Annotated in this window: 13 protein-coding genes and 1 tRNA gene; 8 read left to right on the plus strand and 6 right to left on the minus strand. The window is 39.3% G+C overall.

What is annotated here, in order from left to right; all coding sequences use genetic code 11:
• Nucleotides 1-133 precede the first annotated feature (133 nt).
• The 4 genes from Q1K78_RS09905 to grxB all read left to right on the plus strand — a co-directional run bounded on the left by Q1K78_RS09905 (nucleotide 134) and on the right by grxB (nucleotide 2228).
• Nucleotides 134-217: transfer RNA gene (locus tag Q1K78_RS09905), tRNA-Tyr, on the plus strand.
• Nucleotides 218-378: 161 nt separating this feature from the next.
• Nucleotides 379-570, plus strand: coding sequence for a hypothetical protein (locus Q1K78_RS09910; RefSeq protein WP_300177610.1), 192 nt, complete (start codon nucleotides 379-381; stop codon nucleotides 568-570).
• A gap of 90 nt (nucleotides 571-660) precedes the next feature.
• On the plus strand, nucleotides 661-1467 hold the full coding sequence (gene xthA / locus Q1K78_RS09915; RefSeq protein ID WP_300177613.1) for an exodeoxyribonuclease III: 807 nt from the start codon (nucleotides 661-663) through the stop codon (nucleotides 1465-1467).
• A gap of 110 nt (nucleotides 1468-1577) precedes the next feature.
• Complete coding sequence (grxB, locus tag Q1K78_RS09920; protein WP_300177616.1) at nucleotides 1578-2228, plus strand: glutaredoxin 2; 651 nt, start codon at nucleotides 1578-1580, stop codon at nucleotides 2226-2228.
• Between the two features lie 285 nt (nucleotides 2229-2513).
• On the opposite strand, the gene Q1K78_RS09925 is transcribed toward grxB, so the two are convergent.
• The 4 genes from Q1K78_RS09925 to Q1K78_RS09940 form a co-directional block, all read right to left on the minus strand.
• The gene (locus Q1K78_RS09925; RefSeq protein ID WP_300177619.1) at nucleotides 2514-3191 is read right to left on the minus strand and encodes an ABC transporter permease; all 678 of its coding nucleotides are present in this window, start codon (nucleotides 3189-3191) and stop codon (nucleotides 2514-2516) included.
• Between the two features lie 2 nt (nucleotides 3192-3193).
• The gene (locus Q1K78_RS09930) at nucleotides 3194-3934 is read right to left on the minus strand and encodes an ABC transporter permease (RefSeq protein WP_300177622.1); all 741 of its coding nucleotides are present in this window, start codon (nucleotides 3932-3934) and stop codon (nucleotides 3194-3196) included.
• Nucleotides 3935-4066: 132 nt separating this feature from the next.
• Complete coding sequence (locus Q1K78_RS09935) at nucleotides 4067-4843, minus strand: ABC transporter substrate-binding protein (RefSeq protein WP_300177625.1); 777 nt, start codon at nucleotides 4841-4843, stop codon at nucleotides 4067-4069.
• Nucleotides 4844-4924: 81 nt separating this feature from the next.
• Nucleotides 4925-5695, minus strand: a complete 771-nt coding sequence (locus Q1K78_RS09940; RefSeq protein ID WP_300177628.1) for an ATP-binding cassette domain-containing protein — start codon at nucleotides 5693-5695, stop codon at nucleotides 4925-4927.
• Nucleotides 5696-6324: 629 nt separating this feature from the next.
• Here Q1K78_RS09940 and Q1K78_RS09945 point away from each other — a divergent pair.
• From Q1K78_RS09945 to Q1K78_RS09960, 4 genes are all read left to right on the plus strand, one after another.
• Nucleotides 6325-7851 carry a DUF3360 family protein gene (locus Q1K78_RS09945; protein WP_300177631.1) on the plus strand — a complete coding sequence of 509 codons (1527 nt, stop codon included), beginning with the start codon at nucleotides 6325-6327 and terminating at the stop codon, nucleotides 7849-7851.
• 286 nt (nucleotides 7852-8137) lie between these two features.
• Complete coding sequence (pflB, locus tag Q1K78_RS09950; protein WP_300177634.1) at nucleotides 8138-10414, plus strand: formate C-acetyltransferase; 2277 nt, start codon at nucleotides 8138-8140, stop codon at nucleotides 10412-10414.
• 161 nt (nucleotides 10415-10575) lie between these two features.
• Nucleotides 10576-11313: a pyruvate formate lyase 1-activating protein gene (pflA, locus tag Q1K78_RS09955; protein WP_300177637.1), complete on the plus strand. Its 738-nt coding sequence runs from the start codon at nucleotides 10576-10578 to the stop codon at nucleotides 11311-11313.
• A gap of 65 nt (nucleotides 11314-11378) precedes the next feature.
• Nucleotides 11379-12545 (plus strand): cupin domain-containing protein, encoded by a 1167-nt coding sequence (locus tag Q1K78_RS09960; RefSeq protein ID WP_300177640.1) that lies wholly within the window; start codon nucleotides 11379-11381, stop codon nucleotides 12543-12545.
• Nucleotides 12546-12646: 101 nt separating this feature from the next.
• On the opposite strand, the gene oppF is transcribed toward Q1K78_RS09960, so the two are convergent.
• Both oppF and Q1K78_RS09970 read right to left on the minus strand, forming a co-directional pair.
• Complete coding sequence (gene oppF / locus Q1K78_RS09965) at nucleotides 12647-13642, minus strand: murein tripeptide/oligopeptide ABC transporter ATP binding protein OppF (protein ID WP_300177643.1); 996 nt, start codon at nucleotides 13640-13642, stop codon at nucleotides 12647-12649.
• The gene (locus Q1K78_RS09970; protein WP_300177646.1) at nucleotides 13642-14607 is read right to left on the minus strand and encodes an ABC transporter ATP-binding protein; all 966 of its coding nucleotides are present in this window, start codon (nucleotides 14605-14607) and stop codon (nucleotides 13642-13644) included. Before Q1K78_RS09970 ends, oppF begins: the two co-directional genes overlap by 1 nt.
• Nucleotides 14608-14618: the final 11 nt, after the last annotated feature.

The following is a 14618-nucleotide window of genomic DNA, read 5'->3' on the forward strand; positions in this document are numbered from 1 at the left end:
TAAATCTGCCGCGTAAGCTTCGATGGTTCGAATCCGTCCCCCTCCACCATTATTTTTTTACTCGTTATTAACGGATAAGATAACTTGATTGCTCTGTTGGGAAACGAGTTGATTAAGTATAAAAATCCCCGTTGGAGGGGTTCCCGAGTGGCCAAAGGGAGCAGACTGTAAATCTGCCGCGTAAGCTTCGATGGTTCGAATCCGTCCCCCTCCACCATTATTTATCTCGTCAGAGATCAAAAAGCCAATTCAGTAATGAGTTGGCTTTTTTTGTGCCTGCTAACAAATTAAAAATATCTTATTCTTAATGTTAACACTTGCCAAAATAACTGTATAAATATACAGTTAAAATAACTATTCAAACTCAGAGATTGTTAAATGCACATTGCAGAAGTACAAAAAAAACAAGAACAGCCTTCACAATGGAAAACATGCAGCCTATGCAATAAAGAAGCGTTTTGTAACCCTTCTACCAGCGTAACCATGGCATGGATAAAAGCCGGATTTGGGCAACAGAAATGCACATGGCGCTGTGAAACTTGCCAGCCTAATGCGAAGTTAATGAATTAACCTTTCTCTTAAATTAATGGTAATATCATTGTATTAAAAAGATCCTTTCTTAGATTAGGATTCAAAATAAAAACAAGGATTTTAACCACAATGAAAGTAATCAGCTTTAATATAAATGGCCTTCGTGCTCGTCTTCATCAACTGCAAGCAATCATTGATAAACACAACCCTGATGTGATTGGCCTGCAAGAAATCAAAGTACATAACGAGATGTTCCCTGTCGAAGCCGTTGAGGTGATGGGCTATAAAGTCTACTTCCATGGCCAAAAGGCACATTACGGTGTTGCTATGCTATGTAAGCAAGAACCAATCTCTGTTCAATATGGTTTCGATACCGATACTGAAGAACACCAAAAGCGCATGATAATGACAACGCATCAACGTGAAGATGGCTCAAAGTTCACGGTGATGAATGGCTATTTTCCACAAGGCGATAGCATCAAGCACGAAACTAAATTCCCTTATAAACGCCAATTCTATAAAGATTTAATGACTCACCTGAACACTCACCACAATAGCGATGAAGAACTAATTATAATGGGTGACATTAATATCAGCCCTATTGATGCAGATATAGGTATTGGTGAGCCGAACGCAAAACGCTGGTTAAGAACAGGCAAATGTTCTTTCCAACCAGAAGAGCGTGAATGGCTACAAACCTTAAAAAATTGGGGATTTGAAGATACTTTCCGTAACCTTCACCCAGAAGTGACCGATCAATTCTCTTGGTTTGATTATCGCTCAAAAGGCTTTGTTGATAATCGAGGCCTTCGTATTGATGTTGTTATGGCAACGCCAGCACTCGCAGCTAAGTGTACTGAAGCTGGCATTGATTACGAACTACGCGGTATTGAAAAGCCATCTGATCACGCTCCGATTTGGTCTACCTTTAAATAATATTAAGCTCTCACCTTATTTAAGGGAGAGCTTTTTTATTACGTTGTTGTTACGAGCCAAAATAAGTCAACACTGACCTTTATTTAGGCTCGTATTATTGAGGAAATGCAATGAAATTATTCATCTTTGATCACTGTCCGTTTTGCATGAAAGCAAAAATGGTCGCAGGAATAAAAAACCTTCCTGTTGAATTTACTTATCTTCAAAATGATGATGTCGATACACGGATCGCAATGGTAGGTGCAAATATGGTACCTATTCTAGAGAAAGACGATGGCAGCTACATGGCTGAAAGTCTTGATATTGCCAAGTATCTAGATAAAAATGACCATTATCCTGTCATTGAACAAGGTACTTGTGCTGATGATATTTCAGAATGGTTAATTAGTGCTCGCCCTTTATTTAATAAATTGACCTTCCCTCGTTGGACTCAATTTGATTTACCAGAATTTGAACGACCTGAAGCCGTTACTTGGTTTACAGAGAAAAAAGAAGCATTTATTGAGATGAGCTTTAAAGAGGCCCTTGCTCAAAGCGATGAGTATATTGCTGCGCTAAGACCTTTATTAGTTGATGTTGATTTCATTACTTTACCGTCAGAAAAAGGCAACAAGATCACTTGGGATGACATCAACTTTTTCCCATTCCTGCGCAACTTAACCGTTGTAAAAGGACTGGATTTTCCTCCTCATTTAAAAAACTATTTAGAAGAGATCAGCGAGCTAACAGGTGTAAATCTATACTTAGATGTCGCTGTATAACAGTAATGTTAATCTGTGATTATAGAATCAAAAAAGAGCACATAAAAAGTGCTCTTTTCTTATCACTACTACTATAACCAGCGTTGGTGCCAAAGGATTTCACCATATTCAATGAAATCAAAAACACTCAAAAATAATGCACAAATCAGTGTGAATTTTACTAGCCTTACCAATAAAGATGATAAGCCCATAACGACCTCCTCAAAGAGTATAATCTGGCTATACTACATCCAAACAAAAAGAGCACAGTTCTGTACTCTTTTTTATTATAGCTTAAAAATACAATTAACTTAATGGCCTCATAAATCTAAGCATTCGTGTTTCTAACTGTTTAAATACAAAAATAATGATAAAGGTTAGACACATATAAAACATACCCGCGGCAATATATGACTCAAAAGGTGCGTAGTAACGTGAGTTCACTAATCGTGCAGCGCCAGTCAAATCCATTAAGGTTACAATGCCGGCTATCGCAGAACCATGTAACATGAAGATCACCTCATTACTGTAAGCGGGTAACGCCCTGCGTAATGCACTTGGCAAAATAATACGCTTATAGGTTTGAAATTGATTCATGCCATATGCTTTCGCGGCTTCAATTTCACCTTGTGGCAAGCCATTAATAGAGCCTCGAACGATTTCAGAAGTATAAGCGCCTGTATTTAATGCAAAAGCAACTAAAGCACAAAAAGAAGCATGCTCCCATACCGTGTCTTTCACTGGATAAAATTGATCCATCCCGTAATAAATAAGATACAGTTGGATCAATAACGGTGTACCACGGAAGAAGTAAATATAAGCCCAAGCAGGAACCCAAATTAATGGATTATTGCTATTTCTTGCTATCGCAGAAGGTACGGCTATACACAGGCCAATAACAAGAGATAACGCAACTAACCAAACTGTTGTCCAAAGCCCATCTAAATAAATCGGTAGGCTCTCAATAATAATTGAAAAATCCATGCTTACCTCATATGAATGCTGAATTTACGTTCAACCAGTTTTAAAGCACCAGTTGAAACCGCAGTAAATAATAAGAAAATACAAGCAACTGTCATATAAAAAGTAAATGGCATTTTGGTTGTCCCTGCAGCCATAGAGCTGACTCGCACCATATCTTCCAAACCAATAATAGACACTAAAGCCGTGGTTTTAAGCAAAACTAACCAATTATTACCAAATCCTGGGAGTGCATGTCTGATCATCTGTGGAAACAAAATACGACGGAAGGCCATTGGCCCACTCATACCATACGCTTTTGCCGCTTCCATTTCACCACGATCAACAGCCATGATTGCACCACGGAAAGTTTCAGCCATGTAAGCACCAAAGATAAACCCAATGGTTAAAACACCTGCGATAAACGGGCTAATTTCAATATAGTCTGGAAGGTAAGAAAACCATTCATGATCTGGATTAGAATTAGTCATCCACTCATTAATCCATTCATTCGTTGCGTACAATCCGTTATTAAGCAGCATCTGACCGCCAAAAAATAACAACATCATTAACACAAGATCGGGGATACCACGAACAACAGTTGTATAAATAGTTGCTATTCCTCTCGCCCAACGATAAGGCGCCATTTTAGCCAGTGCGCCAAGTAAACCTAAAAACACAGCTAAAATAAGAGACAATAATGCAACTTGTAGCGTCACTATCGCTCCGTCTAAGATGGAGGATTCATATCCTTGTAAATCTAACATACTACTTCCAAGCTTTCGCTTTAATACCTACTCCAATAAAAATCAGTCGCTATTTATTGGAGTGGATATAACTATTAGAAATAATGGAAGAGACACTAGACATGCCTCTTCCCTTTTTATACTTGCTACCGCTTACTCACCATAAACATCATAGTTGAAGTATTTAGCAGCAATTTCTTGATAAATGCCTTTTTCACGCAGTGATTGAATCGCTGCATTTAGTTGTTTAGTTAAGTCTTTATCTTGCTTACGAGTCGCAATACCAAAACCGTCACCAAACCATTTTGGATCGGTTAATGATGGCCCAACAAACTCATACTCTTTACCGCCAGGTTTATTCAAAAGACCTTCTTCTAATGCAGATGCATCACCTAAAACAGTATCAATACGACCGGCTTTAAGATCTAGGTATGCTTCATCAAATGAACCGTAACGTTTAAGATCAACACCTTTACCAAAGTTATCTGTTAGGTATTTATCGTGCGTAGTTGCACGTTGAACACCAACAGTCACGCCTTTAAGGCCTGCTTTTGTCATGACTAAATCTGTGCCTTTTTTAGCAACAAATTTATTCGGGATCAGTGCGTATTTTTCTGTGAAATCAATTTTCTTTTTACGCTCTTCAGTAATCGACATTGCTGCAATAATCGCATCGTATTTACGAGCCAATAGTGATGGGATAATACCATCCCAATCTTGAGCAACGATCTTACAACGCGCTTCCATTTCTTTACACAGTGCGTTCGCAATATCAACATCAAAGCCTTTTAGCTCACCAGAAGGTTCAGTCCAACTAAAAGGAGGATAAGCGCCTTCAATACCAAATCGTATTTGCTTCCATTCTTTTGCTTGAGCTGCGCCAGTGACGGCTGTAGATGCAACAACTGCTGCTAGTAACCACTTTTTCATTTCCTTGCTCCTGTAACTAACGATTTTTATATTTATACTATATTGTTGTGTTTCACTTATTACTAAGAGATCCCTCTACTTCTAATAAATAGATGAGATAAACTGTTGTAGTCGTGCAGATTCTGGATTAGTAAAAAGCTTTGCAGGATCACCTTGTTCTTCTACTAAACCTTGATGTAAAAACATCACATGATTCGATACATCGCGCGCGAAAGCCATTTCGTGGGTAACCACCAACATAGTACGCCCTTCTTCGGCAAGATCTCGCATTACACCAAGAACTTCACCCACTAACTCTGGATCAAGTGCTGACGTTGGTTCATCAAACAGCATAACTTCAGGATCAACAGCTAATGCACGTGCAATAGCAGCACGTTGCTGCTGACCGCCAGATAAATGCCCAGGGTAATAGTCCCTACGCTCGTATAATCCAACTTGCTTTAATATTTGTTCTGCTTTTTCAATCGCTTCTGTTTTTGGCACTCCTAATACATGTACAGGCGCTTCAATTACATTTTGCAGTACCGTCATATGAGACCATAAATTAAAGCCTTGAAATACCATCGCAAGACGAGAGCGAATTCGCTGAACTTGCTTTTCATTGATAGGAACAGATTCACCTAAACGATTATTCTTCATTTCGATAAGCTCACCGTTCACCCAAATTTCGCCTTGAGTCGGCGTTTCGAGTAAATTGATACAACGTAGGAAGGTACTCTTACCTGAACCAGATGATCCAATAATCGAAATTACATCACCTTTATTGGCTTCTAAAGAGATACCTTTCAGCACTTCATTTTGTCCAAAGTGCTTATGTAAATCTTTTACTTCTAGCGCGACAGCATCCTTCATGCGCCATAACTCCTAATTCAAATACACACTAATTATTTTGATTTTTCGTTTATTTGTAGAATTTAACACTCAAAAACAGCGCAAGCAACAATTTGTTAACTACCGACCTCTCAGTATTAATATAATTACATTCAAGGGATTAAATATGCGAATTTTTATAGATTGAAATTCACTTTATCTATCTTTTTTATAATAACTATTCAAATTTAAAAATTAACAAATGACTTACATCTGATTGTGGCATGTTTTTACGTATTACATTATAAACCTTCCGTGCAACACGTAAAAACCTGTATACATGTAACCTAATTACTGCGGCTTTATTTTTTGTTCATATTTTTTAATAAAAAAGACCAGGAAATCAAAGAGCTAATTACTAACAAAAAATAACATAAGCTACTGAAAAACATAATTAATACCAACGATAACGATTAAATTAACATTATAACCATAAAGTATTAACGTTCTCATTTTGTAGTTTTCTTTCATATACAAATATAAAATGATCAAGATCAATCATTAGATGTTTTTTCATGTGCTACACTCAGCTCAAATAACAAGAAACACCATCAATATCAGCTAAGATATTGACAGTTAATTTTACTTTAAAATTCTATTATGAGGATTCTATGTCTATAGACAAAGACCAGAACGAAAAAAGCTACAGCGAGTTACATCGCCCAGCTTCTGAGTTCAACAACCGTTCAGATTATTTAGATCACGAACTTCAAATCATGAAACCACGTCGTTTTCGCCTAAATTTACCAGGCCGTGATTTCCGTTTTGAATTTGAAGATCTTGTTCCTGCTTTAGCCGGCACAATTGGTATTATCGCAATGTATTCTGCGGTAATGATGTCTTGGGCTGATGGCCTAACTCAAGCATGGGATCACGTGAACTTAGGCAAAGAATTTGCCATTGAAGTTGCTCGTGTTGAAATGCTTATCCCTGCATTACTATTTTGTATCCTTGCATCTGGTTTTATTAACCCTAGAGCTAACCTTGCAGGTAACCACGGCCCAATGATACCCCTAATCGGTACGATCGCTCTTGCCGGTGCCCACCCTCTTGCTCTTGCTCTTCTTTTGGGTGTCTTTGGTCTCTTACTCAGTTACTTCAAAGGTGGCTCTAAATTAGTGAATTTAACCAGTGAAGGTGTTGCTGGTGGTTTACTTGTTTTCTTAGGCTTTACCGGTGCGATGAGCCAAATTGGTGAAATCCAATCTTGGGCAACAGGCCTTGAATCAGCAGACGTTGCAAAAGGCAGTTTAGGCTATGTCGGTTTAGTTGTTTTAGCCGCTAACATTGTTTTATATGCGTTATTGGCTCGTATTAATAAGCGTTGGTTAGCTATTCCTGCTTGTGCGTTTACTGGCTTAATCATTGCTCTTATGTTTGGAACTGGATTTGATCTGGTTTTTGAAACAGAAATGGGCTTGCCTAATTTAAACCCTGTTTACTGGTGGGGCTCTACCACTGAAGGTTGGATGCTTGGTTTACCAAACCTTCAACACTTTATTGCTTCGCTACCATTTGCTATTCTTGCTGTAGCAATGTGGTCACCTGATTTCTTAGGTCACCGTATATTCCAAGAATTAAACTACCCACGTCGTACTGAAAAAGTATTGATGGACGTAGATGATACAATGACCATGTGTTCAATTCGCCAAATGGTTGGTACTGCGATTGGTGGTGGTAACATTACCTCTTCTTGGGGTACCTACATGATCCCTGCTGCGATAGCAAAACGTCCTATCCCGGCTGGCGCTATTTTACTAGGTTCTTTATGTATCATTATTGCAATCTTAGGTTTCCCTATGGATGTGGCTGTATGGCCACCAGTAATGCGCATTGCTTTATTAGTTGGTGTATTCTTACCTCTACTTGAAGCTGGCGTTCAAATGATCAAAGATACTAAAGATTCTCAATCTGCGGGTATTTGTATCTTTGCTGCTGCCGTAACGAACCCTGTTCTTGCATGGGCTTTAGCTATGTTATTGGATAATAACGGATTAATCGGTAATAAAGATCGTCCTAAGACACTTTCTTTTGTTGACCGTATTATCATTCCAGCAGGTGTTTTGATTATTTGTTTCATCGCTATGCTGGCTGTAGGTATGTTTGAAGGTCAATACGGCATCCCTGCTTTACTTTAATAAGCAAGCGTTACTATAATACTTCTGGGGTAGCGTCAACAGCTACCCCAAGTTTATTAAAAAAGTTGAATATTTATTGATTTAGTTTAAGGTTTGCAAAAAAAGTTTAAACTATGCTTGAGAAATAGAATAATTAGTCGCAATATGAATGCTTATAGACTAGTTTCTGTAACCATTCATATTGTAATTAAGTATAGAGTGTACTATTTGCCCATACGGGTTGTGGTCTATTCATAACACCACTTAAATAGTACGTATTTTTTCTACTAAGAAAGGTAGGTATATCATGGCAGAGCAATTTGCTAAAGCTTGGACAGGTTTTGCAGACGGTGAGTGGCAAAATGAAGTTAACGTTCGCGATTTCATCCAAAAGAACTATACACCTTATGAAGGTGACGAAGAATTCCTAGTTTCTGAAGGTACTGAAGCAACTAACAAGCTTTGGGCTAAAGTAATGGAAGGCATCAAACAGGAAAACGCAACTCATGCACCTGTTGATTTTGATACTTCTCTTATCTCTACCATCACATCTCACGATGCGGGCTACATCAACAAAGACCTAGAAACAATCGTTGGTCTTCAAACTGATGCTCCTCTAAAACGTGCAATCATCCCTAATGGTGGTGTACGCATGGTTGAAGGTTCTTGTAAAGCATACGATCGTGAACTTGATCCTATGGTTTCAAAAATCTACTCTGAATACCGTAAAACACACAATGCTGGTGTTTTCGATATCTACACTAAAGACATTCTAAACTGTCGTAAATCAGGTGTTCTTACAGGTCTTCCTGATGCTTACGGCCGTGGTCGTATCATTGGTGATTACCGTCGTGTTGCACTTTACGGTATTGATTTCCTTATCACAGATAAACTGGCTCAATTCGCTTCTTTACAAGAACGTTTTGAAAAAGGCGAAGACCTAACAGCAACAATGCAACTTCGTGAAGAAATTGCTGAACAACACCGCGCTCTAGGTCAGATCAAAGTTATGGCAGCTAAATACGGCTGTGATATCTCAGGTCCTGCTACAACTGCTCAAGAAGCAATTCAGTGGACTTACTTCGGTTACCTAGCTGCTGTTAAATCTCAAAACGGTGCTGCAATGTCTCTAGGTCGTACTTCGACTTTCCTAGACATCTACATCCAACGTGATATTGAAGCTGGTCTTCTAACTGAAGAACTAGCTCAAGAAATGATCGATCACTTCGTAATGAAGCTACGTATGGTTCGTTTCCTACGTACTCCTGAATACGATGAATTGTTCTCTGGTGACCCAATCTGGGCTACAGAATCTATGGGTGGTATGGGTATTGACGGTCGTACACTAGTTACACGTACTAACTTCCGTTTCCTAAACAGCCTTTACACTATGGGTCCTTCTCCAGAGCCAAACATTACTGTTCTTTGGTCTGAGCAACTGCCTGTAGGCTTCAAACGTTTCTGTGCGAAGGTATCTATCGATACGTCTTCTATCCAGTACGAAAATGATGACCTAATGCGTCCTGACCTAGGTTCTGATGATTACGCAATCGCTTGTTGTGTATCTCCAATGATCGTTGGTAAGCAAATGCAGTTCTTCGGTGCTCGTGCTAACCTTGCGAAAACAATGCTTTACTCTATCAACGGCGGCGTTGATGAGAAGTTGAAAATCCAAATTGGCCCTAAAGAAGCGCCAATGACTGATGAAGTTCTTGATTACGCTAAAGTAATGGATCGTCTAGATCACTTCATGGATTGGTTAGCAACTCAATACGTTACAGCATTGAACTCTATCCACTACATGCACGACAAATACAGCTACGAAGCGTCTCTAATGGCTCTTCATGACCGTGACGTTCGTCGTACAATGGCGTGTGGTATTGCTGGTCTATCTGTTGCAGCCGATTCACTATCTGCAATCAAATACGCTACAGTTAAACCAATTCGTGACGAAAACGGCATCGCTATCGATTTCGATATCGAAGGTGATTACCCTAAATTTGGTAACAACGACGCTCGCGTTGATGATATCGCATGTGAACTAGTTTCTACGTTCATGGGTAAAATCCGTAAGCTTACTATGTACCGTAATGCTATCCCTACTCAATCTATCCTTACTATTACATCTAACGTTGTATACGGTAAGAAAACTGGTAACACACCAGATGGTCGTCAAGCAGGTGCTCCTTTTGCTCCTGGTGCTAACCCGATGCACGGCCGTGATGAGAAAGGTGCTGTAGCATCACTAACATCAGTAGGTAAACTACCGTTTGCTGATGCACAAGATGGTATATCTTACACATTCTCTATCGTTCCTAACGCACTAGGTAAAGACGATGACAACCGTCGTTCTAACCTTGCTGGCCTAATGGATGGTTACTTCCACCACGAAGCTAACGTAGAGGGTGGTCAACACCTTAACGTAAACGTTCTTAACCGTGAAACTCTAGAAGACGCAGTTAAGCACCCAGAGAACTACCCACAACTAACTATCCGTGTATCGGGTTATGCTGTGCGTTTTAACTCTCTAACTACTGAACAACAAAAAGACGTAATCGCGCGTACTTTCACTGAAACTCTATAATTTCAGCGTTAATTAAGTAGCATTGAGCCCTGCCATTTTGGTGGGGCTTTTTTATTTCTATTTTCCTCTTAAATCCCCTAATTTCTCTCTGCTTTTCCCTACTTAATTACACCAAAGTATAATAAAATGGCAGGATAATTATAGTTCGGAGAAATGTCGTCATGTCTGTAGGTCGTATTCACTCTTTTGAATCTTGTGGTACCGTTGATGGTCCAGGTATTCGCTTTATCATATTTCTACAAGGCTGCTTAATGCGTTGTATGTATTGTCATAACCGCGATACTTGGGATACCCATGAAGGCAAAGAAGTCTCTGTAACAGAGTTAATTGAAGAGGCCAAAAGCTACCGTCATTTTATGAAGGCGTCAGGTGGAGGCATTACCTGTTCTGGTGGCGAGGCTATGCTTCAACCTGAATTCGTACGTGATTTCTTTCAAGCTGCTCAAGCTGAAGGTATGCACACGTGCTTAGACACTAATGGCTATATTCGTAAACATACTGATGTTATCGATGAAGTTCTTGCTGCTTCTGATCTTGTTATGCTTGACCTTAAGCAAATGAAAGATGACATTCATAAAGAATTTATTGGCGTATCGAACGCACGAGTCCTAGATTTTGCTCGTTACTTACATAAAATCGGCCAAAAAACGTGGATCCGTTACGTTATTGTTCCAGGCTATACTGACGATGAAGAATCAGCACATCTGCTTGGTGAATTCATTAAAGATATGGATAACATTGAAAAAATTGAATTACTTCCTTACCACCAATTAGGTGCGCATAAGTGGGAAGCTATGGGGCTTGAATACCCTCTTGATGGAGTAAACCCTCCTTCTAAAGAAACCATGGAAAAAATGGTAGATATCTTGAGTCAATACCACAATAACGTAAAATTCTAAGATCTCTTTTCACCTTAAACTTATTCTAAATGCCCGACTATCGGGCATTTTTATTGGAAATAATCATGTATCAATTAAGCTTTTCATTAAAAGAATTCCTTGCTGAATATTGGCAGAAAAAACCAGTTATTATTAAAGGTGGTTTTAAAAACTTCCAAGATCCTGTCACTCCTGAAGAGTTAGCAGGCTTAACACTAGAAAATGACGTTGATTCTCGCTTTGTTTCTAACTTAAATCACGAATGGAAAGCAGAACACGGTCCATTAACCGAAGAGCTTTTTGATACACTTGGCGAAACCAATTGGTCAATTATTGTTCAGGCAGCGAACCATTGGCACGAAGGTGCCGCTGAGCTATTCAAGCCATTTAAACAAATACCAAACTGGTTATTTGATGACATCATGATCAGCTACTCTGTACCTGGTGGCGGCGTTGGCCCACACATTGACCAATACGATGTGTTCATCATGCAAGGTCAAGGTAAGCGTCATTGGCGTGTTGGTGATATCGGTGAATACGAAGAAGAACATCGTCATAGTGCATTAAAGCAAATTACAGGTTTTGATCCAATCATCGATCAAATTTTAGAACCGGGTGATATTCTTTATATTCCACCAGGCTTTCCACACGATGGCTACGCACTAGAGCCATCAATGAGTTACTCTGCCGGCTTCCGCTCTCCAAAAGAACAAGAGCTAGTGAGTAATTTTGCGGATTTCATTATTGAAAATGAAAAAAATGATGTGCATTATCATAATCCAGATCTTAAAGCGCAAACACATGGTAAAGAGATCACCACACAAAGTTTTGAAGATTTAAAAGCCATGATGCTAAATGCGTTGTCGGATGAACAGAGCCTTAAGCAATTTATGGGAAAGTATTTAAGTAACTCTCGCCATCACTTGAACATTTTGCCTGATACTGAAAAATGGACAACAGAAGAGTTATTGGCTTATCTACAATCAGGTCAAGCTCTGATTAAAGTGGCCGGTGTTCGTGCTTTCTATCATGAAGAAGATGCATGTGAAGACAACATGACACTTTATATTGATGGTGAGAGCTATGTGTTCCCACTAACAGTAAAAGAGGATGTGATTGCTTTATGTGAATCATCAGAATTTACACTACTTGATATTGAGAACTTACTGCAAGATCCGCACTCAGTGGCTAACCTGCTGCAATTTGTCAACACAGGTTACTGGTTCGTAGAATCAGACGAAGATGAAGAATAAAAAAAGCGCGATACAAATATCTATCGCGCTTAAGCCTGTCACGGGCTGAATATGTATCTAATTAATAATACGGAGACATTCTTGTTACCGTATTATTATATCTAGATATCAGTTACTGCTAAACAAGAAACAGCATGTACATCTGTTCCTTTTAGTTCTGGTTTTGTTTGCGCACATGCCTCTGTTGCTTGAGGGCAACGCGTACGGAATACACAACCCGAAGGTGGATTAATTGGCGAAGGTAAATCACCTTCTAGCATATCAATCACTTTTGCTCTTTCAAGCTTAGGATCTGGAATTGGAACCGCTGACATTAACGCTTTAGTGTATGGGTGTTTAGGATCATTAAACAACGCATCTGATTCACCTAGCTCAACTTCATTACCTAAATACATCACTAATACACGATCAGAGATGTGTTTTACTACTGATAAATCGTGAGCAATAAATACTAAGCTTAGACCAAGCTCTTTTTGCAGTTCTTTTAGTAGGTTTACTACTTGTGCTTGGATCGATACATCAAGAGCTGATACTGGTTCATCACAAATGATCATCTTTGGTTTTAAGATAAGCGCTCGAGCAATACCGATACGCTGACACTGCCCACCAGAAAACTCATGAGGATAACGGTTAATTACATTAGGCAATAAACCTACCTTAGCCATCATCTCTTTTACTCTATCTTTCACTTCTTCTTTCGTTAACTTCGAGTAGAAGGTTTGCAATGGCTCAGCAATGATATCGCCAACCGTCATACGTGGGTTAAGAGATGCTAGCGGATCCTGAAAGATCATCTGGATCTCTTTGCGTTTCTGACGTAGAGGCTCATCTTCTAGCTTAGTAAGATCTTGCCCTAGCCAAACCACTTCACCTTCAGTTGCTTCTACCAAACCAATAATGGCACGAGCAAATGTTGATTTACCACAGCCAGATTCACCTACCACACCCAGTGTTTCGCCTTCATATAAACGAACGTTAACACCGTCTACGGCTTTCAAATTTGCAGGTTTCGCCCAAGGCCATATTGACTTTGATGGAATGCTAAAGTGAACTTTTAAGTTCTTTATATCTAGTATTAATTTTTTATCTGCTGACATTACCACGTCTCCTGATCAGAAAAACAAGCACGTAAACGACCGTCTGCAAATGGTTGCAGGATCGGAGCTTCTTGCTTACAACGGTCCATTACACGATGGCAACGCTCTTGATAAGGGCAACCTGTAGGTAAACGAAGTAAGTTTGGTGGATTACCAGGGATAGTTGGTAAAATCTCACCTTCTTGATCTAAACGAGGAATAGCTTTTAACAGACCTTCTGCGTATGGGTGGCTTGGTTCATAGAAAATTTCATTCACTGAACCATATTCCATTGTACGACCTGCGTACATCACCAATACTTTATCACACGAGCCTGCAACCACACCCAAATCATGGGTAATCATAATTATCGCGGTATTAAATTCACTTTTTAGTTCATTCAATAGCTGCATGATTTGTGCTTGGATTGTTACATCTAGTGCTGTTGTTGGTTCATCCGCAATAAGTAGCTTAGGACGACATAATAATGCCATCGCAATCATTACACGTTGACGCATACCACCTGAAAACTCATGTGGGTACATAGTAATACGCTTACGAGCTTCTGGGATCTTAACCGCTTCTAGCATGCGAACTGATTCTTCAAACGCTTCTGCTTTACCCATACCTTTATGAAGCATTAATACTTCCATTAGCTGATGACTAACTTTCATATATGGATTAAGTGACGTCATTGGATCTTGGAAAATCATCGCCATTTGCTCAGCACGAATGCTGTTTAACTCTTTTTCAGGAAGGTTAAGAATTTCTTTACCTTCAAATTTTGCACTACCAGTAATGATACCGTTTTTAGCCAAAAGGCCCATTAATGCAAATACAGTCTGCGATTTACCAGAACCTGATTCACCTACGATACCCAATGTTTCACCTTGTTGTAGTGAGAAGTTTAAGTCATTTACTGCGGTTACGTTGCCATCTTGAGTTGTAAACTCTACACGCAGATCTTTTACATCTAATAAACTCATAATTCTTTCCT

This window comes from uncultured Aliivibrio sp., from assembly GCF_946479765.1.
GTDB lineage: Bacteria > Pseudomonadota > Gammaproteobacteria > Enterobacterales > Vibrionaceae > Aliivibrio.